This window comes from Streptomyces sp. NPDC046821 (assembly GCF_040645335.1).
In the GTDB taxonomy this organism is placed as follows: domain Bacteria; phylum Actinomycetota; class Actinomycetes; order Streptomycetales; family Streptomycetaceae; genus Streptomyces.
The window spans coordinates 594,874-618,614 of record NZ_JBEYYB010000001.1 but is presented as its reverse complement, the minus strand read 5'-3'; the positions used below and the strand labels follow the sequence as shown (position 1 = coordinate 618,614).

The window sequence follows — 23,741 nt, the reverse complement described above, 5'->3', positions numbered from 1 at the left end:
GAATTCGCCGCATGATCGAAGCGCGGCGGCTGCACATCCTCCGTGCGGTGGCGGACCACCGCACCGTGACAGCGGCTGCCGCCGCGCTCTATCTGACCCCGTCGGCGGTCTCCCAACAGCTCTCCGCCCTGGAACAGGAGACGGGTCACCGTCTCGTCGACCGAGGCGCCAAGGGCGTACGGCTCACCCCGGCCGGCGAGATCCTGCTGACCCACACCAACGCGGTCCTCGCCCAGCTGGAGCGGGCGGAGGCCGAGCTGGCGGCGTACAGCTCGGGGGCGGCCGGCACGGTCACCGTCGCCGCGTTCGCCACCGGCATCGGCCTGGTCGTCGGCCCGGCGCTCGCCCGGCTCGCCCGCACGGCGCCCGGCATCAGGATCCGCGTCCAGGACGCCGAGGGCGACGCCAGCCTGCCGATGGTCCTCGACCGGCAGGTCGACGTCGCGGTCGCCGTCGAGTACCGGGGCGCGCCGGGCGCGGACGACGCCCGCCTCACGCGCGTACCGCTGTACGCGGAACCGTTCGACGCGGTGCTGCCCGCGACGCACCGGCTGGCGTCGGCGGACCGGGTGCCGCTCGCGGCTCTGTCCAAGGACAACTGGATCGGCCCGTTCCCCGGCAACCCGTGTCACGACGTAGTGGTCCTGGCCTGCGAACACGCGGGTTTTCAGCCCCAGCTCGAACATTCCTCGGACGACTTCCGCGCGGTCGTCGCCCTCGCCTCGGCGGGCGCGGGCGTCGCCCTGGTCCCGCGCTCGGCCCTGCGCGGCATGGACCTGTCGGACGCGGTCGTCCGCCCGGTGGACGGCGTGGCCCCCACCCGCCGAGTCTTCGCGGCGGTCCGCTGCGGGGCGGAGCAGCATCCGCTGATCAGCCCGGTACTGGAGGCGCTGGGGGAGGCGGCGGAGGGGTAGGGGGCGGTGGCGGTGGGCCGGCTTATGGGGCTTGCGGGGTGGCGTGGGCTTGCGGGGTGGGGATGGTGCGGGGTGGCGTGGGCTTACGGGCTTACGGGCTTGAGGGCGGTGACGGTCGGGCGATTGTCAGAGGGCTTGGCTACGGTTCGTTCCATGTCAGACGCCGACGACGTACGTTCCATCGCCCTGGCCCTGCCGGAGGTGACGGAGAAGATCGCGTGGAGTATGCCGACGTTCCGGGTCGCGGGGAAGATGTTCGCCACGCTGCCCGAGGAGGAGACGTCCATCGCGGTGCGCTGCCCCAAGGTGGAGCGAGACGAACTGGTCCTCGCCGAGCCCAAGAAATTCTGGATCGCGGCCCACGAGGCGAGCTTCGCGTGGGTACGGGTGAGACTCGCGGCGCTCGACGACACCGAGGAACTGCGGGACATCCTGACGGACTCGTGGCGTCAGGCGGCGCCGGGCCGACTCCTGGACGCGCACCCGGAGTTGGGGCCGGTCTGATGTTCGGGGAGCGATCTAGATGTGACGTGCAATGATCCGGCGGCGTAGGGAGAGCGGCGCCGGAGGGGCGCGTTGCGTTGCTGGGGAGGGGCACGGAGGGGCATGGGCGGGTTGTCGGCGGAGGGTTCGGGTGGACCGGGGGAGCGGGACCGGGCGGAGGGCTTGGGCGGCGGTCGGGGGATCGCTGATGCGGAGGGGGAGCGCGGGTCGGTCCCGGAGCAGGGTTCGGTGGGCGGCCGGAACATCGCCGGTACCAAGGGCGGATCCGAGCCGGAACTTGGGCCCGTAAGGGGCGCGGGGAACTGCGCGACCAGCCCTCTGCGGCCCGCAGACGACAACGCCGCCCCCGATGGCTTGGGGCTGACCCGGTCCGACGGTGTGCCCGAGATGTGCGAGGGCGGGCCGGGCACGGAGCCGGGTTCGGCCGGCGGCGGGGCGGTCGGCGGTGAGAGGGGCGGATCCGAGCCGGGCCATGAGTCAGCCCCCTGTACCAAGGGGCTGACGAGGCCCGAAGCCGCGCCTGAGACGCGCGAAGGCGGCCGGAGCCTGGCCTCAGCGGCCTCAGCGGCCTCAGCGGCCTCAGCGGCCTCAGCGGCCTCAGCGGCCTCAGCGGCCTCAGCGGCCTCAGCGGCCTCGGACCCAGCGGACGCGCCGCCGCCCCGCAAGCCGACCTCCATCTGGTCCCGCGACTTCGGCCTGTTCTTCGCGGCGCGAGCCGTCGCAAAGCTCGGCGACACCATGCTGCCCGTCGCGCTCGCCGCGGGCCTGCTCCAGCACGGGTACGGCGCGGGCGCCGTCGGCCTCGCAATGGCGGCCTCCGTCGCCTGTTTCGCGGGCCTCGTCATCTTCGGCGGCGTCATCGCGGACCGCTTCAGCACCCGGCTCCTCATGATCGGAGCCGACGCGACGCGCCTCGTCACGCAGTCCCTCGCGGCGGTCATGTTCTTCACGGGACACGTCGTGCTCTGGGAGATCTGCGTCATCGGCGCGGTGAACGGCGCGGCGTCCGCCCTGTTCCAGCCTGGCGTCGCCAGCACGGTCCCGCGCCTCGCCACCGACGTACAGGCGGCGAACGGCGCGATACGCGTGGCCGAGTCCGTGGCACAGCTCGCGGGCCCGGCCGTCGCAGGAATACTCGTCGCGTTCGCGTCCCCCGGCGTGGTCTTCGCGGCCCACGCGGGCACGTACGTGGTGAGCGCCCTGTGCCTGCTCCTGCTCCGACTGCCCCCGCTGCCGACCACCGCCGAGACGGTCCACGGCAACGGCTTCCGGGCCGAACTCGTCGAGGGCTGGCGGGAGTTCAGGTCCCGCACTTGGCTCTGGGGCGTGATAGCAATTTGGTGCGTCCTGATGATCGCGGCGTCGGGCCCGGCCGTACCGCTCATCGCGACGCAGGTCGTCCAGGAACACGGCCCGCGCGCCTACGGCCTGGTGAACTCCGCGCTCGGCCTCGGCACCGTCATCGGCGGAGTCTTCGCCCTGCGCCTGCGCCCCCGCCACATGCTGCGCGCGGGCGCCGTCGCCCTGTTCGGGTTCAGCCTGTACCCGGCGACGGTCGGCGCCGGGCTCGACGTCGAGTGGATGGCGGCGGGCTCGGTCGTCGCGGGCGCGGGCATGTCGTTCTGGGGCGTCATGTGGGCCACGAGCATTCAGACCCAGGTCCCGCGCGACGTCCTCAACCGCATCCACGCTTACGACGTAGCGGGCTCCCTCGCGATGACCCCGGTAGGCCAGGCACTCGCGGGCCCAGCCGCCGGAGTCTTCGGCACCCGCCACGTACTGCTCGCCGGCGGCGTCACGACGGTCCTGGTCGCAGCGTCCCTGCTCACCGTCCCCGCGATACGCGGCCTGGTACGGGTGGACAGCAGACCGGAACGCGCGCCGCAGGCCCCTACCCGCGAACCCGCGCGTCCAGGAACCCGCTGATCCGCTCCCGCAGAGACGCGGCGTCGAGCCCGTGCGCGGCCACATGCTCCTCGATCTGCCCGTACCGGCGCAGCTCCCGGCGCCCCACGCCGAGCCCGAGCACCCGGTGCGGCACATCGGCGAGGGCGTCATTGGCGAAGCCCGTGGACGTACCGGCGAGATAAGGCTCGACGATCACCACGTCAGCGGCATGGGCCGCCCCCACGGCACGCCGCAACGCTTCCCGGTCGAAGGGCCGCACGGTCGTCGCGTAGAGCACAGTGACGTCGACGCCCTCGGTCGCGGCGAGCACGGCGTCGAGCATGGGCCCGACGGCGACCACGACCCCGCCCCGCCCCTCGCGCAGGGTCAGGAAGCGCTCCCCGTCGACGGCCAACGCCTCCCGGTTCGACTGCACGGAGAGCCGAACGTAAACCCGGTCGTCACCCGCCCCGACGGCGTGCCGCAGCAGCGTCTCAGCCTCGTCCGGATGCCCCGGCACATGCACGGTCCACCCGTCGAGGGTGTCGAGCAGAGCCACGTCACCGGGCGCCATGTGAGTGAACCCTCCGGCAGGCCAGTCGAACGACCCGCCGGCACTCACCAGCACCCCGCCCACGCCCTGATGCCCGAAGTCCAGCTTCACCTGCTCGAAGGGCCGCTCCACCAGGAAGCTGGCGAAGGTATGCACGACGGGCCGCATCCCCGTGAGCGCGAGCCCGGCCCCGGTCCCGATGAGCAACTGCTCCCTGATCCCGACGTTGATCACCCGGTCGGGATGCTTACGCTCGGTCTCCACGAGCTGGGCCCTGCCGATCTCGGCCAGGACGAGGGCAACCCGAGGGTCCTCGTCGAGCAGCCGGGAGACGACGGGCACGAATCGATCACGCATGGTGTCCATTACGCGGTGTGTCCTTCCACAGAGATGGATGTGAGCGTCACGCGGACTTGGGCTCGACACGGGCGACGATCACGCGGGGACGCCCGGGATGCGGCGCGGTGAACGCCTCGTACAGGGCGGAGTGATCGCGCCCGTCGACGGTCACGGCGGACCAGCCGCCCGCCTCGAAACGGGCGGCGATGCCGCCGGGCCTGGCATGACTGGCGGAGGAATTGTCGACGACGACGGCGTGCAGCCGATCGAGGCCGGCGGGCCCGGCGAAGGCGACTGCCTCGTGATTACTGCCTTCATCCAGCTCGGCATCACCGATCAGGACCCACACGGCCGCCTCCGACAGCCCCTGCGCCCGCAGCCCGAGGGCGGTCCCGACACCGACGGGCAGCCCATGCCCAAGGGACCCGCTCCCGATCTCGACACCAGGGACGAGCACCCGATCCGGATGATGCCCGAGCGGAGAGTCGTAGCCCCCGAATCCGCCCAGCCACTCCACCGGCAGGAACCCCTTGGCCGCGAGCACGGCGTAGTACGCCATGGGCCCGTGCCCCTTGGACAACAGGAACCGATCGCGCACCGGATCCCGCAGTGACTCGGGCGTCACCCGCAGCACCCGGTCGTACAGAACCCACAGCACATCAAGGGTGGAGGTCGCCGCGGGCCCGTGCTTCTCGTCACCGGTCATGCGCCCCATCAGGGCGGGAAGGTCGGAGTAGGCGTACGTATGTGTCGTCGTCGCTGACGCCGCTGTCGCTGTCATGACAGGAAGCGTGCAACCTCAAGCAAGCTTGAGGTCAACGGGGGCGCGCGGCTGGGCGGCGGGAAAGGTGTGCGCGACCACGCCCCCGAGTGCGGTATGGTTTCCGTGCGAGTTCGGCCAGGGGGAAAGCCCAGGTCAGACAAGCACCGGGACGTGGCGCAGCTTGGTAGCGCACTTGACTGGGGGTCAAGGGGTCGCAGGTTCAAATCCTGTCGTCCCGACTTTACGAAGTCGCAGATCAGGGGCCGTTTCAGAGGAGATCTGAAACGGCCCCTTGATCGTTCTTGGGGACCAGTTGGGGACCGGGATGCTTGACGGGGGCTGTGGCGCACTTTGACCCGGTCAAGGTGCGCCATGGAGCAGACGGTAAGGCGCGGAGTGGGTCGTTCGTGGAGTCGTTTATGGGTTTCCGATGACGCACCATGTGGAGTGCGTGGCGGTGCTTGAGCCGTCGCGAAGGGCTCCTGGCCTGCGGCTTTGTCGGCGCGCGTTATGTGCAGTGTGGGCGTTGCGCGCGGATATCTTGACGCTGAAATGACTGTCGTGACGCTCATTTGACGTCAGGCGGCTTGCGGTGCAGGTCAGATTCATCGGAATGAATAGTTCCAGTGGGGCTTCTGTTCGAAAAGCAATGCTGTCGGCCCCTCGGGAGTCCAGTTAGTACAAGGGCCCTCCGGCCGCCCGCAGTTCGCGCTCCACAGCTTCCGCGAGGCTTCTAGAGATCTTCAATGGCTGAGGTTACGGCGGTTGGAAGTCGAGGCCGGCCTTGGCGATGAGGCCGTCGATGAGGCCGGGTCGGTACTGCATCCGTTTGAGCCGGGTCTTCACGAGCGCGGTGAGTTGGTCGAGGCTGTGTTTGGTGAGGTTGGCCAGGGACCGTTTCAGGTGCGACCAGATGCCCTCGACCGGGTTGAACTCGGGCGCATCGCGCGACTGACGTGCGTTTCGAATTGTCCCAGACCACGACGATCGGACCGCCGAGTTGCTGGTGCCGTCACGACCCCACGTCACCACGCCCTTAAAGATCTCTAGTGCGAGTCCGGAACCTCGAACGTGCTTGGGGGCAGCTCTTCACTCACCAGTCACTGACCCACGACTCGTCCTGCAACTTTCGCGACGCCAAGAACTGGTCTGTCAGACGTCCACCAAGCCACGCCTCCAGCCACTGAGGGAAGGTCAGGTCTAGCTTGTGCCGATCCCCTTGATCCCAGAGCCACATCTGCCCCTCGGGGTGGCGGAAGTCCAACAGCATCCCCGACATCTCATGTTCGAAACAGAAGAACAGCACCCCAGCGGGCGTGGGTGGTGGGTCCGTTGAGGCCAATTCGCAAGTGAGGAACTCGACATAGCCGACGAGCATGGCCCCTGACTCGGGCCCGTCGAGCAATGGGTAAAAGCCTCTGAACGGGCCGATACCTCCGTCGGCTATCTCAAGATAGAGACGACGCACCAACGGCGGTATCGGGTAGCCCACCACTTGCTCTCCCTCTTCGACGGCGCTGGGGGAAGCGGGTTCGGGCACCGTCACCGCGGAAGGTTTATCGGTTGGGCGTCACTCCCTGCCCCGGGCCCGGACGGCCTCGAACAGTTCGTCATCGGTCATGTCGCACTCCTCCTGGGCTAGGCGGGCATTGTCCCGGCATAGCGCGGCCCACGACAGCCGTCACGGCCCGCCGTAACCCGCACCTTTAAAGATTTCCAGAAGAGATCCGTGTGCCCCGGCAGGCTGGTGGACGACTGCGTACTCGGCCCGACCATGTCGGGGGAGATGAGGCGTACTCATCACGCCGTAATCGGCGTGACTTGCGCAGACGCCAGATCAAGCACACGGTCCCCGAGCCGAGAGACCAGCGGAGTAACCGCCGACGCCGCGGCAGCCAAGGAGGCCGGCCCACAGGCTTCGACAAGGCGATCTACCGCCGCCGCAACGAGGTCGCGCGGACCATCAACCGGCTCAGGAACTTCCGAGCCGTCGCCACGCGCTTCGACAAGCGGGCGTACGTCTTCCACGGGACGGTCATCCTGGCCGCGATCCGCCTGTGGCTCCATCCGCAGTGAAACGCCTCGTTCAGGGCTTATCGGCACCTGGGTAGTGGTGGCGCAAGTTCGCCGAGTAGGTGCGCGTCGACAGCCCTGACGTCCCAAGATGAGCTGTTGAACTCGGTCTACCAGGGTGAGCGGGTGTCGCGGCGTGTTTCTGGGGTCTGCTCGGGCAGAGCCGTGTTCTGGTCGGTGCGCAACAGCATGCCCGGGTCGGGTTCGAAGTCCTCATTGGGCGGTGTCGGCTGGTGGAAACGCTCGGTGCGCGGAATGGTGACTTCCACCAGCCGGCCCTCCTGGAACATCCATAGTCCGAAGCAGTCGTCGTCCTGGTCGCGAAGCAGAACTTGCACCGTATGCGGATGCGGCCACGGCAACGACTCCAGGTGCCTGAGCAGGCCCTTGCGGGCACGCATTTTCTCGAACTCCAGGGCCCACCCGAACTCGTAGCCCCAGTGCCCGGCTATGGGGACGAAGCGACCTCGCCACGTGCGTTCCGGGTCGTCCTGGGTCAGCGGTTCCATCACCTCGTCCGACCAGCGGGCGAGCACGATGACCTCGGCGTCTCTACTCATGCCGGAGTATCACCGCATCCGCCTGATCCACCGCAACCAAATTCCTCAACCAGCCGACGCGGGCAAGGGCGGGCGGATTGGCGACGGGCTCTCAGTGCCAGAGAGCCCGACGACGGCGTAACCGCCCTACCTTTTCCGGTCATGCCGGAACGCCAACGCCAGCCTGGTGGGAACCCAACCCGGGCCACAGGTCGACTATCACACTTACGTTTTCATGGCCCCATTGCGCCCCCGACTCCGTGATGGCCCGGGCCGGGGAGTGGCTCACACACTGAGTCTCTTCCAACCTCATGCTGGCGCGTGGTGAAGGACGAGGACGGCCTTCACGATGTTGGTGATGCGGTTGGTGCTGCAGCGGAGTTTCCGCAGGAGTCCCAGGACCGCCGGACCCGGGTCACGACTCCTCCCCGGCGCGGCGCCGAAGGTCTGCACGTCGCTCGCGCGGCACGTCCCGCACTAGTCGGCGGGACAGGTCGATCAGGTGCCGCCGCAGCCGCGTGTTGCCGCCCGCCGGAGCTTAGGCGACCCGGATGATCGTTTTACCGGGGGTGCGCTTGTTGGGTGCGAAGGCGGCGGCTGCATCACCCAGTGGGCGGATCGCCCCGACGATCGGCTTGAGTCGCCCGTCGCGCAGGCGCTGGGCGAGGTCGGCGAGACGGACCCGATCGGGTTCGACGACGAAGAAGACGGCGCGGCCGTCCGCGGGGTGGACGGTGACCGGCTGCGCAATGGTGACCAAGGTGCCGCCGGCGCGGACCAGCGCCGTGGAGCGTTCCAGGATCTCGCCGCCGATGACGTCGAACACGACGTCCATCTCGCCGATGTCCTCCAGGCGGTCGGCCTGCAGGTCCACGAACGTGTGCACGCCGAGGCCGAGCGCGGCCTCCCGGTCCGCGGCCCGACCGGTGCCGATCACCCGGGCGCCTGCCTCGCGGGCGAGCTGCACGGCGATGGAGCCGACGCCGCCCGCGGCGCCGTGGATGAGCACGCTTTGGCCGGTGGTGAGGCGGCCGTGGTCGAAGAGGCCCTGCCAGGCGGTGAGTCCGGAGATCGGCAAGGCGGCGGCCGTGATGTGGTCGACGTCGGCGGGGAGCGGGGCGAGGTTGCGGGCCTCGACCGCGGTGTACTCGGCCAGTGAGCCGTTGCGCGTCCAGTCGGTGAGCCCGAAGACGCGCTGGCCGACGGTCAGGCCGGTGGTGCCGTAGCCGAGCCCGGTGACCACGCCGGACAGCTCGTGGCCTGGGACGGAGGGGGTGCGGTCGCGGCCGGCCCGGTCAGTCCAGGTGCCGGGCCAGGTGAGCTCCCCCGGGGTGAAGCCGGCGGCATGGACGCGGACGATCACGTCGTTCTCGGCCGCGTGGGGGTGGGGCAGGTCGGTGAGGGTGAGGCCGCTGATGCCGGCGTCGCGGTCCTGGACGGTGATGGCGCGCATGGGTTTCCTCGGGCGAGTTGGTGGGGGAGCGATCCCGGGGCCGCTGCAGGGCGATGTGATCGCGATTTCGACGCTACGTGCGAAGCATCCCAGCCGTCTGGGCCAATTCCGTGCCACCCTGCTGGGCCACTGACCGGATGTCGGCCCGGAGCCCGGGTCGCGGACCGCGTCTGTCATCTGCCCCACGCTGCCGTCACCCCCGAGCCGGTGCACGGCACGGGCCGGAGGGTAGCCGGACTGAGGCCGCATCAGTTAGCCGTCGCTCGAACCCCTGCGCGGAAGATCCCTTCCGTGGTATCGACCCCCGGGACCATGATCGTTCTCGCCGATAACCACGGTTCCATTGATCCCCGAGGCCGTCGTCCGCGCGCGCTCGGTGTGAAACCGCTGATCGCCCGCCGGGACACCGAGCACGACTCCGGACTTGGCACCCAACGCTGGGTGGTGGAGCGGGCGTTCGCCCACCTGCACTGGTTCCGCCGCGCGGGCGTCGTGGGGGCCAGTGGCCCGATCGCCACCACGACCGCCGTCACCGACAATGCCTGGCACCACGCCGTACTGACGGCCTCGGCCACCGGCCAGAGCCTCTACCTCGATGGTAAGAAGGTCGGCTCGATCGCAGGAGCAGTGTCCGAGCAGTCCCGTGACTACGCATATTTGGGTGCCGGCTACGCCAGCGACAGCTGGATGGGCGTGGCCAATGGCGAATACCACTACAAGGGTCAGATGGACGAGGTGGCCATCTATGGCCACGCGCTGGACGCATCGACGATCGCCGAACACTACGCGGCGCGTACCGCGATCAGTCAGATGACGAAGGTCACCCTGCCGTCGGGCCGGGTGCACGCTGCCGCCTCGTACGATCCGGCAAGCGGGCGGCTCACGCAGCACACCGATGATCACGGTGGAATTTGGAAGGTCTCTGCTCCTTCTTAGAAGCCATCTCAATTGGCTGGGCCGGCAGGAGTCCGACGTCGCCGCTTGATCCCGAACCTCCCTACGGACAGCATGCCCACCATGGAATCAATAGGCATGGCCACCGAGGTGCAGATCGGGAAGCGGCGATGAACGCCAGCCTGCCCTCTTTCCGGTATCACCCGGACCCCCTCGCTAGCGGGTCCATCCGCGCTGACGCCGGTACTTGTGCCTGCTGCAGCCGCAGTACCGGCTGGATCTACACGGCGACCTTCTACTCTGCCCACGAGGTCAGCGGACGTTTCTGCCCGTGGTGCATCGCTGATGGGAGCGCGGCTGAACGCTTCGCTGGTGAATTCACCGACTCCTACGGGCTCGACGGTGTCAGCGAGGACGTCTTGCATGAGGTCACCCGTCGCACGCCTGGATTCCACGCCTGGCAGGATCCGCACTGGCTCGTCCACTGCCACGACGCGGCCGCCTTTGTGGGCGAAGTCGGGTACATCGGGTTGGTGGCTCATCCCGAAGCCCTCGAGCAGCTGCGGGCCGACATGCGTCTCGACGGCTGGCACGACGAAAACCAGCTTGAGCACTTCTTGACCCACCTGGGCGAGGGGGCCACCGCCATGCTCTTCCGCTGCACCGTATGCGGCGTCCACCTCGCCTACGCCGACGCATCCTGAAGACTGTCTGTCTTGGTGAGTCTGCGGTAGCAGATGAGGGTGCAGGCGATGCTGGTGAAGGCCAGGAAGTGGTCGGCTTTGCGTTCGTAGCGGCGGTGGAGGCGGCGGCAGCCGGCGAGCCAGGCCATGGTGCGTTCGATCGTCCACCGATGTCGTCCGAGTCGCTGCGAGGTCTCGGCGCCTTTGCGGGCGATGCGGTGTCGGAAGCCCCGCTGGGATAACCATCGCCGCAGGTGGTTGTAGTCGTAGCCCTTGTCGGCGTGGAGTTTGCCGGGCTTGCGCCGCCGTCGGCCGCGGTGGGAGCGGATCGGTGGTATTCCCTTCACGAGCGGGATCAGGGCCTGGCTGTCATGGACGTTGGCGCCCGAGATCCCGACGGACAGAGGTAGGCCGGTCCGCTCGGTGATCAGGTGGATCTTCGAGCCGTACTTGCCCCGATCCACAGGATTCGGACCTGTCAGATCCCCTTTTTAAGGGCCCGCATGTTCACCGAGTCGATCGCGCACCTCGACCAGTCCAGGTCACCGCGCGAGCCCAGTTCGTCGAGGACCAGGCGGTGCAGCTTGGCCCACACCCGTGCCTTCGTCCACTCTGTAACCCTGCGGTGGGCCGTTGCCCCGGACGGCCCGAACGACGTAGAGGGCAGCTGCTGCCAGGTGCAGCCCGACGTGGCCACGAAGACGATCGCGGCCAGAACCTCACGGTCACCATGTCTTCGCCGGCCACCGCCCTGAGGCCGCGTCGGCGCCTCCGGCACTACCCGTTGGAACAGATCCCACAGCTCATCCGGCACCAGCCGCTCAACGATCCCCACCACGGTCAACAGCCTACCGGGCCAAATGAGATGACTTCTTAGTGGCCGTCCCGTTCGTCTGTCAGGCCCGTCTGATATCGCGTAGTCGCGGATCAACTGGTCACCCCCCACTTGTTCGTCGTGAGGTGGCTGCTCGCCAGCTGCCGCCTCACGGAGGCGTCCGCCTGATGGCAAAACAGCAGCCGCTTGATGGGGACCAGTTGGGGACCACACGGCAGGCGCCATGGTGCACGACGGGCCGTCACGTGCACGATATGCGCCCAGAATAAGCCTGCTATATCCAGAAAATGCCCCTAGTCCTCACTCCTGGGGGTCAAGGGGTCGCAGGTTCAAATCCTGTCGTCCCGACAGTTCGAACGTATCGAACGTCGCAGGTGAAGGGCCGTTTTCATAACGGCCCTTTTTCTGTTTCCGGGGGCGCTCCCTGGGAGCGATGGGAGGGAGCATGCTCCCTCCCAGTCCCCTTAACGAATTGCTCCCGCTCGGGCCGTTGTCCACATATTCGATTTCTTGGCCGCGTGTTCACATTCGTGTCCGTTTTGTAACCTGTGCCGCTCGAAAACTCATCGCTGCTGGTCAAGCGGCAATCGCCGCGCAGCGTATGAGGCTCAGGCGACTTGCTGATATTCGTTGACGATGCCACCGAGAACCCGTCGTCGTCGGATGTGATGGGAATCCAGGTCGGTTGCCGGAGTCGGCTGTATCGGGTGGCCCGGGGGCAGTTGCCGCCGAGACTGGTGCGGTCGATGTTCGTTGTAGTGCTCTGCGTACTCGCGCAGCAGGGTCAGGGCGTGGGCCTCGTTGTAGACCAGGACGTGATCGAACAGTTCTCTGCGGAGGGTGCCGACGAGGCGCTCGCAGACTGCATTCGCCCGTGGCGCCCGTGGCGGGGACTTGAGGATTTCCACGTCTTCGGCTTCGAAGACCGCGTCGAAGGAGGTGGTGAACTTCGCGTCCCGGTCCCGGATGAGAAACCTCAGCTCCTCCATCCGGGTGTCCAGCTCGACGGCCAGGTTCCTCGCTTGCTGCGTGACCCAGTCTCCGGTCGGACGAGCAGTTGCTCCTGCGAGGTGCAGACGCCGAGTTTCGTGCTCGACGAACACCAGGATGTAGATCCGTTTCAACGTCAGGGCGCAGTCCACGTGGAGGAAGTCGCAGGCGATCACCCCTTTCGCCTGAGCACGGAGGAATTGTCGCCAGGTAGGACCTGAGCGGCGCGGGGCCGGATCAATGCCGGCCGCGTTCAAGATTTCCCACACCGTGGACGCCGCGACCGGGCAACCCAGCCGGGCCAGCTCGCCCTGGATCCGACGATGCCCCCAGCGACTGTTCTCCCGGGCCAGTCGCAGCACGAGCCGCTTGACCGCGACCCTGGTAGGGGGTCGGCCCGGGCGTCGGGGTCGCTTGCTGTAGTCCCACTTTCGCGCGACCAAGGACTGGTGCCAAGCCAGGATCGTGGCGGGTGCGACCGCGAAGACCTGTCCCCACCGGTGTCGGGGTATCAGGCGAGACAGTGCCGCGAGCCACAACCGGTCCGCCGGCTCATACCGCATCCGTGGCAGCTGTCGACGCAACACCGCGTTCTCGTGCTGAAGGGCCAACAACTCTGCGTCCTTGGAGGCGTTTCGGCGCAGCAACACGACTGGTACCGACAGCAGACACCGAACTACCGAGTACACCGTCGACAAGATCATCCGGTTAGGGTCCCAGTCTCCGCTGCCGTAGGGAAGACCGCCCCGGACCAGCGGCGATGAGTTTCCGAGCGGCACAGGGTACATCTGGGTCGAAGCAGCCGAAGACATCGACACACAGAGCCTTTGCTGCGCTTGTCGACTTCCTTCGTTTTCTCGTTGAAGAGAATAGGGAGGAGGATAAGGAAGATGAAAAGGCCACTAGAACTCTGGCCGAAAATCTGATCATAAGATATTACGACAACCTCAGGGTAGGTCGGGAGGAAGACTTTCGCGATAGCAATCCTTCGACCTTTCGGGACAGTCAACTTCTGCTTGCCTTGGCACGTCTGGAAATGTCCCGAAAGCTGCTGGAAGTTGAACCACCTAACGACGAGCCTCTTATAGAGGCGGTTCGCGAAATTTCGGTTGCCGTATCCGATGACATTCTCAAAAAGCGGTTCGGGATCGATGAGTCGTCTAGGCATCTGTTTCATGATTACATAACGCTCTTTGCGGTGAGGGCGGTTGACGCAATCCGGTCAATCTGGGAGGAGGAGAAGTTTTGCGCTGAACTCACTGCTAAGTATGCAGAATTGGCTGATACTGTCTATCTGGGTGTCCTAGCGCAGCTTGGTGCGTACCATGCTAATGATGCCTCTCGATTCGATCCAGCCGAACTCGCTTTCCGGATATGCCCACTCCATCGGCTTAATGAGCAAGGCTTCTCCCAGATCGGTGGTGCCGCGCTACGGGCCATAAAAGAAGCACAATCACCGAATGGGTCATGGCCGACAGCTCGAAGAGTTTTTCTTCAGCACTCGCAGACGAGTGGTCAAGCGAGAGAGCTGCATATTGGCAGTTACGATATAGCGCTCGCCCTATCAATCGTCCTCTGTGGCGAAATAAATCGAGGTCGTGGCGATAATGCCGATTTGTTGCTGGATGTCCTCCACGGCGCATTTCTGCACACCAAGGCCACGCTCTCGGAGGTCGGCGAGTGGAAGGGGTGGTCCAGCGATCGGACCCGTCCGGGCGACCATGTGGAATCATGGACCACTGCCGTTGTCTTGTCTTTCCTTGATCGATACCACACCGCTCTGCGGAGGCTGCGACAACGTGAGATACTCGCAAAATATCTGTCAGTCGAACATGCTAAGGCGGATGTTTTCAAATGGCCGGACCTCTGGCCGTCCATTCGCTCCGCTTCGGGATCTGAGCCCACCCTGAAGATCTTTGACCCGACAGAGAGCGGTAAGCTCAAAAAGAAGATCATAGGGAAATTCCTTTCCCCGGTGAAGCAGAGCCCTGTCAGCCGGCCTGAGGATGTTTCGTTGCTGCTATCTGGTCCCCCAGGGACAGGGAAGACGAGTCTTGTAAGGGGTCTCGCGAAGTCGCTGAATTGGACTCTTTTGACGCTTTCTCCTCCAGATTTCCTTCAAGGGGGTCTCGAGAAGTTCGAAGTCAGTTCGGCGAATATTTTTGATGATCTAATGAAACTCCGCCGAGTGGTTGTCCTATTCGATGAGTGCGAAGACTTTTTCCGGCGTCGGGACACGGAGACCTCAGCGGCTGTGAGTGAGCGAACGATGGGAGCTTTCATCACCGCTGGAATGCTGCCAAGGTTGCAGCGTCTACGCGAGCAGGGTTGGCTCATTTTTGCTTTGTCGACCAATATATCGATCGATCAGCTCGATCCTGCAGTAATCCGTCCTGGAAGATTTGACTTTGAACAATACCTTCCGCACCCGTCATTGGAAGCACAGCGACGATACATAAAGAAAATGGGATTGCGGGGTAAGCCTGCCAAGCGGCTGCGTAATGTCTTGCGTGAGTGGACCGAGCGAGAAGGAGAGCGGAGTCAGAAGTACTATCAGCCAATTTCCTTCCGCGTTCTCGGCGCGCTTATCGATTTCCTGAAGGACAACAAGAGAGCCAGCGAAGACCAGCTCGAAAAGGAGATAAGGAGACGGATGAGTCCGGGACCGCCTAGGCTGGCCGATTCGTGAGGGAATCGTGTTTAGTCGATGTGTGAGAGGGCGTTTTCTCCCGTTGTTTGATCCCGGATTGCCGGGTTGAGGGGGGTTCAGGTGCCGCGCCAGCTGGGGGTGGATTCGGCGGTGAGTCTGCGGGTCATGAGGTTGATCATTGCGAGTTGGATTATGGCTTCGGAGCGGTGTGGGTGGGCTTCGTAGTCGCGGGCGAGGCGTCGGTGGTTCATGAGCCAGCCCAAGGTTCTCTCGACGGTCCAACGGCGGGGCAGGACGGCGAATCCCTTGGTGGCGGGGTCGCGGCGGACGATGTGCATGTCGATGCCGAGGGTGGCGGCGTGTTCGACGAGGTGCTGGCGGTAGCCGCCGTCGACCCAGGTCTTGCGGACGGTGGGGTGCTCGGTGGCGACCCGTTCGATGAGCGTCTGGCCGGCGATGGAGTCCTGCACGCTGGCCGCGGTGACGAGGACTCCGAGGAGGAGTCCGACGGTGTCGATGACGATGCTCCGCTTGCGGCCCACGATCTTCTTGCCCGCGTCGATGCCCTGCTCGCAGGCGGGAACATTGGTGGAGGTCTTGATGCTCTGGGAGTCGATGACGCATGCCGTCGGTTCCTCTTCCCGGCCTTCCTGCCTGCGGCGCGCGAAGTAGGCGTAGACGGTGTTCCAGTGCGTTCTGTGGAATCTGATCTGTCAAGGCGGCGGGATCAGTCCCACTCGGCGTCGACGTAACCGAGGCGCCGGTTCATCTCGATGGCGGTCGTGTTTTCCGGATGGTGGACTGTCCGAATCTTGTCCACGCCGCAGAGGCGGGCGAACTCTATGCCGTACGTCTTCATCGCGACCGAGAGGCCCTGACTGCGGTAGGGCGTTCTGACGCCGGTCATCTCGTTGAAGACGAAGCCGGCGGTTCGCCAGTCCGATGTCGCGGCGAGCCCGCACCACGTGTCGCCGTCGAGGGCAACCACGACACCACGCGGGTCGTAGGAGGGAACCTCGATTCTGCGCTTGAGATACTCGTCGAAGGTGTAGAACTCGCCGCGGCCTGGGATGTCCGCGGAGCACTCCTTGTTGAGCTCATAGAGCGCGCGCCGATGAGGTGGGGTATCACCCAGATCGGCCAGCGTCGTCAATCGGATCCCGGTGCTTCGGCAACGCTCCAAGTACGTCTCGAAGCGCGCCGCGTCGAAGGTGCTCGCATCGAGTTCCAGCTTGACCCAGCGGTCTGACACTGTGGGGCTCCCCTTCGGTGGATCCATGAGCCTGGACGTCCATTTCAGGTGCTAGTGCCGCATCAGGCAACGTTCGCCCTGTTGGAGAGCCAGGCAAATACACCCGCCCCGACAGGTGCACCGACGAAGAGGCCCGCAAAGATACCGATGTCCTGGTCAGCCAGCGCCGGAAAGGCCCAGTCCGCTATTGCACCGAAAAGCAGCGCCACCGACATTGCCGTAAGCAAGAAAGCCACAGCGGCGAGCCGACGAGGCGGCCCCGTGCGGTACACCTCGCTCACCGGCCCAATCGCGAACATGGCAGGCATGCCGAGGAAAAAGTCGGGGTCGGGCCGCCATCCGAACGGCCAGAACACCAGGGCGACAACCCCGACGAAAGCCAGGCCAGTGAGTTCGTGCACGATCGTGGACACCACCAGGTCCCACGGCTGGCGCCGGATCGAGCTGCTCTCGCTGTCCTTCTGATCGACCACGTCGGAAGAGTAGCCGTCATCAGGGCGAAGGTTGCCTGGTGGGGCACTAGCGGCCAAGAAGTCGGCCGGGTCAACCTATCTGCCGGTCGATGGGCTCGGCCAGAGCCCCGTTTGTGCTGGTCAAGAACCTCCGGTCTTGCCCTGGCGGACATCGACGATCGGCAGCAACGTCGCGGTGGCGGGAACGCCGATCTGACGCGGAGTCGGCCCGGAGGGGGTCGGGACGTCGGTGAGACGTTCCAGGAGCTGGTTGAGGGCGGCCTGGCCATCGTCGACGGCGGCGCGTTCGTCGTCGGTGAGCGGGATGCTCGCCAGCATCTTCTGCAGGTTCTCCTTCGCTTCAAGGAGCTGGCCCTTGCTGGAGTCTTTCGGGGTGTAGAAGTCGCAGCGTGCGCAGGCCATGCGGTGCTGGCACTGCTCGAAGAAGGTGTAGGTGCACCAGCCGTGGCCGAGGTCGAAGTACTGCCAAGGTTCGCCGCTGGCGGATGCGCCGGAGGTGACCGCGTCGCGGTCGACGAGGACTTCTATGGTGCGGACGTTCCGGGCGATGTATCCGGCGTCGTTGTAGGCCCTGGCCAGGGTGTTCGGGGTGAGCTTCGCGTAGTGCGTGGTCGCTTCGGGCGTCCGGTGCCCAAGCCATTCCTGCAGCTCGAAGAGCGTCATGGGCTCCCTGGCGTTGTAGAGCTGGCTGGCGATGGTGGAGCGTGCCCGGTGGCTGGTGATGTTGCCGCGGACGTCAGCGGTGGGGACGCCGGCCTTGCGGCAGAGCATCGGGATGATCGCTGTGTTGATGTAGTGCTTGGCGACCCGGCGGGCCCGGTGGGCGAACAGGAAGTCGGCGTACTCATTGGTCTTGCGGTCGAGCATCGACGGCTGGGTCGGCCTGACGGTCTGCCATGCCTCGATGGCCTGGCCCAAGAGCGGATCGACGGGCTTGGTGAACGCGGTGCCGGTCTTGTGCGTCGGCACGTCCAGCAGGCAGACGGCGTCGCGGGCGAGGACCTCGCCGGAATCTCCGGGAATGGGAAGGCCGTCGTGCTGCCAGCGGATGCACCCACCCGGAACCGGGCGATCTCGTCGCTGCGTTGACCGGCGAACAGCCAGGTCAGGGTGATGGCCCGGATCAGCTCGACCGGGTAGGTGCGGCCGTCCGCGGTCGGCAGATCGTCGAGTTCGACGTTCAGGCCCGCCCAGAGCAACTTGGCCCAGATGTCATCGGCGATCACCCGCGGCTCCGGCCCCATCAGGGCGCGAACGCTTCGCGGGGTTCTCAGGGCATGGGCCGGGTCGAACCTGCGCGGGATCAACTCCCATTCGTGCAGGTCGAAGAACGCGCGGGGGACTTTGAGGTAGCCGGACTTCGTCTGCGGCGTGAGCGGTTTCCCCAAGCGGTTCTGGGAGCGCATGCCGTGGGTCCACTGCGAGAAGTCGCCGACGGCCATCCGGTCCACGGCCGCGACCCAGGACGCGCACGTCTGGCGGGTCCACTGACTGGGCCCGGTGATCTCGGGGTGCTCGGCGGCTAACCAGTGGCCGATCTTCGCGAGCACGCTGCGGTAGCTGTTGCGGATCTTCGGCGTCAGCGTCGATGTCGCGTACCAATGCTCAACCGACGCCGCCCACGGGGCGGGGACTCCCTCCATCGCGGCCGGTGCGGACTCATGCCCCGACGGTGGTGGGTCCGCGTGGCCGAGTGCCGCGACCGCCCGGTGGAGGCCGTAGAGGTCCTTGCCCCACTGCCCGCTCATCGCCGGGTGGACACGCAGTGCGGCCAGGGCCTCGGTGGACAGGTCCTGCAGCAGCGGGCTGCGGTTCAGCAGAAGCATCTGGCAGATCACCGCGGCCAGCTTGTCGGCGTCACGGCGATAGCCCCAGTTGGCCAGAACCGTGCAGATCCGCCGGATGGCATCGTCGATGAGATCGGCCCCGAAGACCCGACGGGCCAGGGTCGGCCGCATGAAGCGACCGAGCCGGTCGAAGGCGGTGAACTCTCCGAGCAGGTAGGCGTAGACGAGCACGAACGGCCGGGCGTTGGGGCCGATCTGGCCGCCCCACGAGCGCCGGAAGTCGGCGCCGCTGGCGTTGATCAGGTCCACCCAGTCGTCCACTGACCAGCCCCAAAAGGCTCGGCGAAGCTCGCCGCAGCGGATCAGCACCAGCCCGGCCGCGTCCCGCGCGAACCGCCGCTGGTGACGGTCGTCCGGCGGCCAGTGCAGACCGGCGAGAGCGTCCGCCAACGGCTTCACCAGCCGGGCCACCGGCCGAAGCGGCACCGAGTCGAGACTGAGACCATCGAGCCGAAACTGATCGATGCTGAGTGTGTTGAGTGCTTCCGCCTCAGCCTCGGTGAGCAGGCCGCGACGGTCATAGTGGGCAAGGTCGACGAGCGATGCCCAGGTCGGAGTGCTTGTCGGCCGTGTGGTCGTCGTCCTCGGTTGTGAGATCACTCGGCGACCGCCTCAGAGGTATGGGCGGCACGGGTGAGCATGTCCACGCGCCAGGAATGGATCTGCTGCATGCCCCGGTTCAGTTTCTCGGCCAGGTCGCGGCCCGAGAGATGGATGTAGGTGAGCGTCGACTCGGTGCTGCGATGCCCGGCAAAAGAGGCGATGGCGTGCAGTTCCCAGCCCATCCGGGCCAGGTCGGTCAAGCACAGATGCCGCGTGGTGTGAGTCGAGAACCTCGGAAGGTCGGCGGCGAGACCAACGCGCCGAATCACCTTCGACCAGGTCCACAGGCTCAGCGGCTGGCCGTAGTTGCGGCGTGACTCGGACAAGAACAGCGGCCCTCGGGCCCTGCTGATCGTGGCCCGATGCGTGAGATAGCCGGACAGCAGAACCCCGGTCGCCGCCGAGTAGGGGACGACGCGCTCCCGCCGGGTTTTGGTCGTCTCGGCCCGAATCCGCAGGGTCCGGTGGGCCGGGTCGAGGTCATCGGTCCGCAGTGAGCACAGTTCCTCGCGCCGCAGGGCCGCGTCGTAGGCGAGAGCGAGCATGACACGGTTGCGTACGGGTTCCTCGCGCGCGACGTCCAGCAGGTCGAGCCACTGCTGTTCGCTCGGGATCCACGGCAGTTTCGTCAGCCGGGGTACCAGCCCTCGCTGGTGTCCGCCGTGTCGGCGTCGCGCGAAAAGTGGACCGGTCTCGTCGGATGAAAACTGACCCCCGGCCGTCAGTTGATGTTGTTCATTCCCCGGAGTTGGCGGGCGGAACCCGGCCGAGGTCGCGTCCGCGCATCCGGTAGGAGTCGCCCTTCAGCGAGATCACTTCGGCGTGGTGAACGAGCCGGTCGATCATCGCGGCGGCGACGGTGTCGTCGCCGAAGACCTCTCCCCAGCGCCCGAAGGGTTTGTTGCTGGTCACGATCACGGAGGCACGTTCATAGCGGCCCGAGATGAACTGGAAGAACAGGTTCGCGGCCTCGGGTTCGAAGGGGATGTAGCCGACCTCGTCGACCACGATCAGCGGGATCCGGCCAAGCCTGGTCAGCTCGTCACTGAGGCGGCCGGCTTGATGGGCATCGGCGAGGCGGGTGACCCACTGGGCGGCGGTGGCGAAGGCGACGCGGTGGCCGGCCTGGCAGGCCCGGATGCCCAGGCCGGTGGCCAGGTGGGTCTTGCCGGTGCCGGGCGGCCCCAGGAAGATCACGTTCTCCTTGCCGACGACGAAGTCCAGAGTTCCCAGATGGGAGATGACCTTGCGTTTCACGGACCGTTGGTGGTCGAAGTCGAAGTCTTCGAGGGACTTGCGGGAAGGGAAGCGGGCGGCGCGGATGCGTCCCTCGGCGCCGTGGCTGTCGCGGGCGGCGACCTCCCGCTGCAGGCAGGCGGCCAGATACTCCTCATGAGTCCAGCCCTCCGAGCGGGCTCGCTCGGCGAGCCGGGCGACCGCATCACGAAGGGCCGGCGCCTTCAACGCTTTGGTGAGATAGGCGAGTTCGGAGGAGACGTCCCGGCCGGTCTTGGCGGCCTTGTTGCTGCTGGTCGTGGTGGTCATCAGGCTGCCCCTTCGCCCGTGGTCAGTCCGCCGTCGATCACGCCGAAGATCCGGTCGTAGCTGTCCAGCGACCTCTCCTCGACGTCGGTCCCCTGCGCAGGGACCGTCTTCCTGGCTGCGGTGGCCGTCCTGCGGGCGGCCGCGGCAGCGGCCGCGTGATCTGGATCGGTGATGGTCTGGTGGCGGGCCCAGCTGCGAGAATGCCGGGCGACCTCGACGCCGTCGCAAGTCACCAGCACCTGGTCCAGGTCGGCGGCGACCTCGACACGCCGGCCGATCGCCAGCGGGTGGACGGAGTAGTCGCAGGTGTCCAGACGGACGTAGTGGTCCCGAGGCAGCCTCAGCGACGCTTTCCACCAGCCCGGCGGGGCGATCGGTGGCAGCGACAGCATCCGGGAGCGGTCGGCCTCGATCCGGTCGGTCGGGCGGGCCTGCAGGCCGCGGTGAATGCGCCGGTTCGCCTTGGTGAGCCAGTCGGCAAGCTGGATGTTGAAGTCCGCCGGCGAGGTGAACACCCGCCCCGGCAGGAACGAGGTCTCCAGATAGCCATTGGCCCGCTCGACCAGGCCTTTCGCTTCTGGATCGCGGGGCTTGCAGAGCACGAACTTGATGCCCAGCAGTCCAGCGAACGCGGTGAAATCATCCGTGAGTTGAGGTCCACCTGACCGCCAGGAACCGACGGCACCCTCGTTGTCCCAGACCAACACCCGCGGGACGGCACCGAGCTCGGTCAGCAGGCGCCAGTGCCCAGCGATCAGGTCGGCCGCCGACCGCGAAGGCAGCATGCGGGCGCAGATCCACCGCGGGTAGCCGGCCACCATCACCAGCACCGGCGGATGCCCGCTCTGCCCGAAACCTAGCGGGATTTCGGCGGCCGGGAACCACAGATCGCACTGGCCGATCTCGCCCGGTTCATAGACCGTCCGCGAGGCCGGATCGACGGGCCGATACGCCGCCCGCAGGTCGCGGACCCGTTCCTTGAGTACCGTCATGCCCCGGTCCCAGCCGATCCGCTCAGCGATCACCGTCGCGGGCATCTCCGGCCACTGCTCGAGCAGCTCACGGATCCGCGGCTCGACCGTGTCCACGATCGAGCCCTTCGGCAACCGCTGGTACTTCGGCGGTGTGTCGTCCGCGATCGCTCTGCGGACGGTGTTTCTCGCGATCCCCAGCTTCCTTGCGATCGCCCGGATCGGCATCTGCTCGGTCCGGTGAAGCCGGCGGATCTCCGCCCAGTCCTCCACGCTGATCACCCATCCTCCCGACCCGGTTCAACGAACCGGGCCCTCGATGGGGGGTCAACTTTCAAGCGTCGTTAGTGGTCCACTTTTGAGGCGTCGTCGACACGCCGAACTTCCGGCCGGGCGTGTAGCGGCCTCGGCCGACCGGATTGGACTCTCGCAGACCCTCCTCGATGAGGTGGTCGTAGAACAGCCGCACCGGCACCAAGCGTTGCTGCAGCGTCGCGTTCGCCAAGCCGGCCCCGGAGTCCAGCACGACGACATTGCCTCCCCGACGGCTCGGCCGCGTTGCCAGCTCCTTCACGAACGCTGCCACGTGCAGACGCTTCGCGGTAATCGGGTCGATTCCGTCTCGCTCGCAGACCAGCAGGTACTCAGCCAGTCCCCGCGCGTACGCGTCGATGGTCCGGGGCGCCCGCCCCAGATCCGTCCATATTCGCAGCCACTCGGCCGCCCTCTCGTGCCGGCCAAGGACCGGCCACTTCTCTTCCAACACCACCGCGCTGCCCAACGGATCTCCTCAGTGCGTGGGGACGCCGCAGGATACGAGCTGCATCCCGCGGCGCGTGATTCCACGTAACTAATAGGAGCGCGGTCTATGCGTTCTTCCGTCGGTGGCGCGAGCAAGGGCTGATCGCAGAGTTCCACGACCGGCTCCGCGGCCGGGTGCGGCAGGCCGCGGGGCGGTCGGTGGATCCGACGGCAGCAATCGTCGACTCACAGTCAGTGCGGACGGCCGAGACCGTCGGCGCCACAACTCGCGGCTGGGACAACGCAAGAAGGTGGGCGGCCGCAAACGGCACATCTCCGTGGACTGCCTCGGAATGCTGCTGGGCGTGCTGGTGACCAGCGCGAACGTCCAGGACCGCGACGCCTGCATGCCGCTGCTGGAACAACTCCGCCAACTCCACCGCAAGATCACACTCGTGTGGGCTGACGGCGGCTATGCCGGCCGGCTCGACGACTTCGCCCGTGAACACCTCGCCCTGGCCCTCACCATCGTCAAACGCCCCGACGACAGCACCGGCTTCACCGTGCTCCCCCGACGGTGGTGCGTCGAGCGCACCCTGGCCTGGCTGATACACTGCCGACGCCTGGTCCGCGACTACGAACGCCTGCCCGTGACCAGCGAGGCGATGGTCATGTGGTCGATGACCGTGCTCATGGGACGTCGTCTGGCCCGGCGCCAGCCGCCCTCACCCGGCTGAAACGGTCGCCGCCGCGAACATCCCGGACGCCGACTGCACCACCCAGCCCCGTTCCGCCAGGCGCTTCAACTTCGCCCTGAGTCCTTCGATCTTCGCGGGAACCAGCTCGAGTTCCAGCAACCGGGCCAAGTCCTTGGCCCGCAGCCCGCCTTGAGGCGTCTGGGAGGCAAGCATCGACGTGATCCGCTGGTAGTCCGGCGCGAGCACACCCACATCGAGGCCCTCCCGGCGTTGCGGCACCACCGAACCCCGCTTCGGCGCCACCCAGGGCGCATCCGGGCAGGTCACCACCTCCTGCGAGCCAGTCTCCTGCATCTGGGACAGCACCTGACTCACCATCTCCCGGGCGATCACCAGCCGTTCCACCTCCCGCTCGGCTTCCTCGAGCTCTGAGCGCAGTCGCTCGGCCCGTTCCCGCGCTGATGATTCCTTCGCCTCCAGCAACCCCAGCACCGACGCCACCGGCCACCCCCGAACGAGAAAGAAGACAGACAA

The 23,741-nt window shown here is 66.6% G+C and carries 24 protein-coding genes, 1 tRNA gene and 4 pseudogenes; 11 read left to right on the top strand and 18 right to left on the bottom strand.

Annotated elements, in window-relative coordinates; all coding sequences use genetic code 11:
• Positions 1-11: 11 nt before the first annotated feature.
• The 3 genes from ABZ893_RS02920 (at position 12) to ABZ893_RS02910 (ending at position 3,344) form a co-directional block, all read left to right on the top strand.
• Positions 12-914 (top strand): LysR family transcriptional regulator, encoded by a 903-nt coding sequence (locus ABZ893_RS02920; protein ID WP_361395663.1) that lies wholly within the window; start codon positions 12-14, stop codon positions 912-914.
• A 153-nt stretch (positions 915-1,067) separates the two neighbouring features.
• On the top strand, positions 1,068-1,418 hold the full coding sequence (locus ABZ893_RS02915; RefSeq protein ID WP_361395660.1) for an MmcQ/YjbR family DNA-binding protein: 351 nt from the start codon (positions 1,068-1,070) through the stop codon (positions 1,416-1,418).
• Positions 1,419-2,093: 675 nt separating this feature from the next.
• The gene (locus tag ABZ893_RS02910) at positions 2,094-3,344 is read left to right on the top strand and encodes an MFS transporter (RefSeq protein ID WP_361396095.1); all 1,251 of its coding nucleotides are present in this window, start codon (positions 2,094-2,096) and stop codon (positions 3,342-3,344) included.
• Here the strand turns inward: ABZ893_RS02910 and ABZ893_RS02905 are convergent.
• A complete protein-coding gene (locus ABZ893_RS02905) occupies positions 3,310-4,224 on the bottom strand; it encodes a transketolase (protein WP_361395657.1) in 915 nt (304 codons plus the stop codon). The genes ABZ893_RS02910 and ABZ893_RS02905 overlap by 35 nt on opposite strands.
• Before the next feature lie 37 nt (positions 4,225-4,261).
• Complete coding sequence (locus tag ABZ893_RS02900; RefSeq protein ID WP_361395655.1) at positions 4,262-4,978, bottom strand: transketolase; 717 nt, start codon at positions 4,976-4,978, stop codon at positions 4,262-4,264.
• Between the two features lie 147 nt (positions 4,979-5,125).
• Here ABZ893_RS02900 and ABZ893_RS02895 point away from each other — a divergent pair.
• A tRNA-Pro gene (locus ABZ893_RS02895) sits at positions 5,126-5,199 on the top strand.
• Between the two features lie 517 nt (positions 5,200-5,716).
• Here the strand turns inward: ABZ893_RS02895 and ABZ893_RS02890 are convergent.
• Together ABZ893_RS02890 and ABZ893_RS02885 are read right to left on the bottom strand one after the other, a co-directional pair.
• Positions 5,717-5,992 carry a hypothetical protein gene (locus ABZ893_RS02890; RefSeq protein WP_361395652.1) on the bottom strand — a complete coding sequence of 92 codons (276 nt, stop codon included), beginning with the start codon at positions 5,990-5,992 and terminating at the stop codon, positions 5,717-5,719.
• A 61-nt stretch (positions 5,993-6,053) separates the two neighbouring features.
• Positions 6,054-6,506, bottom strand: a complete 453-nt coding sequence (locus tag ABZ893_RS02885) for an SMI1/KNR4 family protein (RefSeq protein WP_361395649.1) — start codon at positions 6,504-6,506, stop codon at positions 6,054-6,056.
• Positions 6,507-6,679: 173 nt separating this feature from the next.
• Here ABZ893_RS02885 and ABZ893_RS02880 point away from each other — a divergent pair.
• Positions 6,680-7,036 (top strand): annotated as a pseudogene (locus tag ABZ893_RS02880) (transposase); the annotation flags it as partial.
• Positions 7,037-7,143: 107 nt separating this feature from the next.
• Here ABZ893_RS02880 and ABZ893_RS02875 read toward each other — a convergent pair.
• The 3 genes and pseudogenes from ABZ893_RS02875 to ABZ893_RS02865 all read right to left on the bottom strand — a co-directional run bounded on the left by ABZ893_RS02875 (position 7,144) and on the right by ABZ893_RS02865 (position 9,025).
• The gene (locus ABZ893_RS02875; RefSeq protein ID WP_361395646.1) at positions 7,144-7,593 is read right to left on the bottom strand and encodes a hypothetical protein; all 450 of its coding nucleotides are present in this window, start codon (positions 7,591-7,593) and stop codon (positions 7,144-7,146) included.
• A 288-nt stretch (positions 7,594-7,881) separates the two neighbouring features.
• A pseudogene (locus tag ABZ893_RS02870) lies at positions 7,882-7,965 on the bottom strand (IS5/IS1182 family transposase); the annotation flags it as partial.
• Between the two features lie 145 nt (positions 7,966-8,110).
• Positions 8,111-9,025 carry an NADP-dependent oxidoreductase gene (locus ABZ893_RS02865; protein ID WP_361395643.1) on the bottom strand — a complete coding sequence of 305 codons (915 nt, stop codon included), beginning with the start codon at positions 9,023-9,025 and terminating at the stop codon, positions 8,111-8,113.
• Between the two features lie 375 nt (positions 9,026-9,400).
• Between ABZ893_RS02865 and ABZ893_RS02860 the strand changes: the two are divergent.
• From ABZ893_RS02860 to ABZ893_RS02850, 3 genes and pseudogenes are all read left to right on the top strand, one after another.
• Positions 9,401-9,508, top strand: a pseudogene (locus ABZ893_RS02860) (IS5/IS1182 family transposase); the annotation flags it as partial.
• Positions 9,509-9,517: 9 nt separating this feature from the next.
• Positions 9,518-9,961: a LamG-like jellyroll fold domain-containing protein gene (locus tag ABZ893_RS02855; protein ID WP_361396092.1), complete on the top strand. Its 444-nt coding sequence runs from the start codon at positions 9,518-9,520 to the stop codon at positions 9,959-9,961.
• Between the two features lie 128 nt (positions 9,962-10,089).
• The gene (locus tag ABZ893_RS02850; RefSeq protein ID WP_361395640.1) at positions 10,090-10,623 is read left to right on the top strand and encodes a CbrC family protein; all 534 of its coding nucleotides are present in this window, start codon (positions 10,090-10,092) and stop codon (positions 10,621-10,623) included.
• Here ABZ893_RS02850 and ABZ893_RS02845 read toward each other — a convergent pair.
• Positions 10,605-11,431 (bottom strand): IS5 family transposase gene (locus ABZ893_RS02845; RefSeq protein WP_361396089.1). Its coding sequence is split into 2 segments (ribosomal slippage): positions 10,605-11,093 and positions 11,096-11,431, totalling 825 coding nucleotides; the frame shifts between segments, so codons are not numbered across the junction. The two genes, ABZ893_RS02850 and ABZ893_RS02845, sit on opposite strands and share 19 nt — an antisense overlap.
• Positions 11,432-12,045: 614 nt before the next feature.
• A complete protein-coding gene (locus ABZ893_RS02840; RefSeq protein ID WP_361395637.1) occupies positions 12,046-13,131 on the bottom strand; it encodes an integrase core domain-containing protein in 1,086 nt (361 codons plus the stop codon).
• Positions 13,132-13,187: 56 nt separating this feature from the next.
• Between ABZ893_RS02840 and ABZ893_RS02835 the strand changes: the two genes are divergently transcribed.
• Complete coding sequence (locus ABZ893_RS02835; RefSeq protein ID WP_361395634.1) at positions 13,188-15,116, top strand: ATP-binding protein; 1,929 nt, start codon at positions 13,188-13,190, stop codon at positions 15,114-15,116.
• 77 nt (positions 15,117-15,193) lie between these two features.
• Here ABZ893_RS02835 and ABZ893_RS02830 read toward each other — a convergent pair.
• From ABZ893_RS02830 to ABZ893_RS02815, 4 genes and pseudogenes are all read right to left on the bottom strand, one after another.
• Positions 15,194-15,736: pseudogene (locus ABZ893_RS02830) on the bottom strand (transposase); the annotation flags it as partial.
• A gap of 68 nt (positions 15,737-15,804) precedes the next feature.
• The gene (locus ABZ893_RS02825; protein ID WP_361395631.1) at positions 15,805-16,356 is read right to left on the bottom strand and encodes a GNAT family N-acetyltransferase; all 552 of its coding nucleotides are present in this window, start codon (positions 16,354-16,356) and stop codon (positions 15,805-15,807) included.
• 35 nt (positions 16,357-16,391) lie between these two features.
• Positions 16,392-16,802, bottom strand: coding sequence for a hypothetical protein (locus ABZ893_RS02820; RefSeq protein WP_361395628.1), 411 nt, complete (start codon positions 16,800-16,802; stop codon positions 16,392-16,394).
• Between the two features lie 120 nt (positions 16,803-16,922).
• Positions 16,923-17,771 (bottom strand): tyrosine-type recombinase/integrase, encoded by an 849-nt coding sequence (locus ABZ893_RS02815; RefSeq protein ID WP_361395626.1) that lies wholly within the window; start codon positions 17,769-17,771, stop codon positions 16,923-16,925.
• Positions 17,772-18,487: 716 nt separating this feature from the next.
• On the opposite strand from ABZ893_RS02815, the gene ABZ893_RS02810 reads away from it, so the two are divergent.
• Entirely contained in the window at positions 18,488-18,913 is a 426-nt protein-coding gene (locus tag ABZ893_RS02810) for a hypothetical protein (protein ID WP_361395624.1), read from the top strand.
• A 332-nt stretch (positions 18,914-19,245) separates the two neighbouring features.
• Here the strand turns inward: ABZ893_RS02810 and ABZ893_RS02805 are convergent, their stop codons facing one another.
• The 4 genes from ABZ893_RS02805 to ABZ893_RS02790 form a co-directional block, all read right to left on the bottom strand.
• Positions 19,246-19,866, bottom strand: a complete 621-nt coding sequence (locus ABZ893_RS02805) for a site-specific integrase (RefSeq protein ID WP_361396086.1) — start codon at positions 19,864-19,866, stop codon at positions 19,246-19,248.
• 121 nt (positions 19,867-19,987) lie between these two features.
• On the bottom strand, positions 19,988-20,797 hold the full coding sequence (istB, locus tag ABZ893_RS02800; RefSeq protein WP_361395621.1) for an IS21-like element helper ATPase IstB: 810 nt from the start codon (positions 20,795-20,797) through the stop codon (positions 19,988-19,990).
• Entirely contained in the window at positions 20,797-22,050 is a 1,254-nt protein-coding gene (istA, locus tag ABZ893_RS02795; RefSeq protein WP_361395618.1) for an IS21 family transposase, read from the bottom strand. The genes istB and istA overlap by 1 nt, the downstream gene beginning before the upstream one ends.
• A gap of 52 nt (positions 22,051-22,102) precedes the next feature.
• Positions 22,103-22,549, bottom strand: a complete 447-nt coding sequence (locus tag ABZ893_RS02790; protein ID WP_361395615.1) for a hypothetical protein — start codon at positions 22,547-22,549, stop codon at positions 22,103-22,105.
• A 271-nt stretch (positions 22,550-22,820) separates the two neighbouring features.
• On the opposite strand from ABZ893_RS02790, the gene ABZ893_RS02785 reads away from it, so the two are divergent.
• The gene (locus tag ABZ893_RS02785; RefSeq protein WP_361395612.1) at positions 22,821-23,246 is read left to right on the top strand and encodes a transposase; all 426 of its coding nucleotides are present in this window, start codon (positions 22,821-22,823) and stop codon (positions 23,244-23,246) included.
• Here the strand turns inward: ABZ893_RS02785 and ABZ893_RS02780 are convergent.
• A complete protein-coding gene (locus ABZ893_RS02780; RefSeq protein ID WP_361395609.1) occupies positions 23,235-23,741 on the bottom strand; it encodes a hypothetical protein in 507 nt (168 codons plus the stop codon). The two genes, ABZ893_RS02785 and ABZ893_RS02780, sit on opposite strands and share 12 nt — an antisense overlap.

What these genes read in the sequence shown, in the direction of transcription:
- ABZ893_RS02920 (WP_361395663.1), top strand. Translation starts at nt 12, where the DNA reads ATGATCGAAGCGCGGCGGCTGCACATCCTCCGTGCGGTGGCGGACCAC.
- ABZ893_RS02915 (WP_361395660.1), top strand. Translation starts at nt 1,068, where the DNA reads ATGTCAGACGCCGACGACGTACGTTCCATCGCCCTGGCCCTGCCGGAG.
- ABZ893_RS02905 (WP_361395657.1), bottom strand. Translation starts at nt 4,224, where the DNA reads ATGGACACCATGCGTGATCGATTCGTGCCCGTCGTCTCCCGGCTGCTC.
- ABZ893_RS02900 (WP_361395655.1), bottom strand. Translation starts at nt 4,978, where the DNA reads ATGACAGCGACAGCGGCGTCAGCGACGACGACACATACGTACGCCTAC.
- ABZ893_RS02875 (WP_361395646.1), bottom strand. Translation starts at nt 7,593, where the DNA reads ATGAGTAGAGACGCCGAGGTCATCGTGCTCGCCCGCTGGTCGGACGAG.
- ABZ893_RS02865 (WP_361395643.1), bottom strand. Translation starts at nt 9,025, where the DNA reads ATGCGCGCCATCACCGTCCAGGACCGCGACGCCGGCATCAGCGGCCTC.
- ABZ893_RS02850 (WP_361395640.1), top strand. Translation starts at nt 10,090, where the DNA reads ATGAACGCCAGCCTGCCCTCTTTCCGGTATCACCCGGACCCCCTCGCT.
- ABZ893_RS02840 (WP_361395637.1), bottom strand. Translation starts at nt 13,131, where the DNA reads ATGATCTTGTCGACGGTGTACTCGGTAGTTCGGTGTCTGCTGTCGGTA.
- ABZ893_RS02835 (WP_361395634.1), top strand. Translation starts at nt 13,188, where the DNA reads ATGAGTTTCCGAGCGGCACAGGGTACATCTGGGTCGAAGCAGCCGAAG.
- ABZ893_RS02825 (WP_361395631.1), bottom strand. Translation starts at nt 16,356, where the DNA reads ATGGATCCACCGAAGGGGAGCCCCACAGTGTCAGACCGCTGGGTCAAG.
- istB (WP_361395621.1), bottom strand. Translation starts at nt 20,797, where the DNA reads ATGACCACCACGACCAGCAGCAACAAGGCCGCCAAGACCGGCCGGGAC.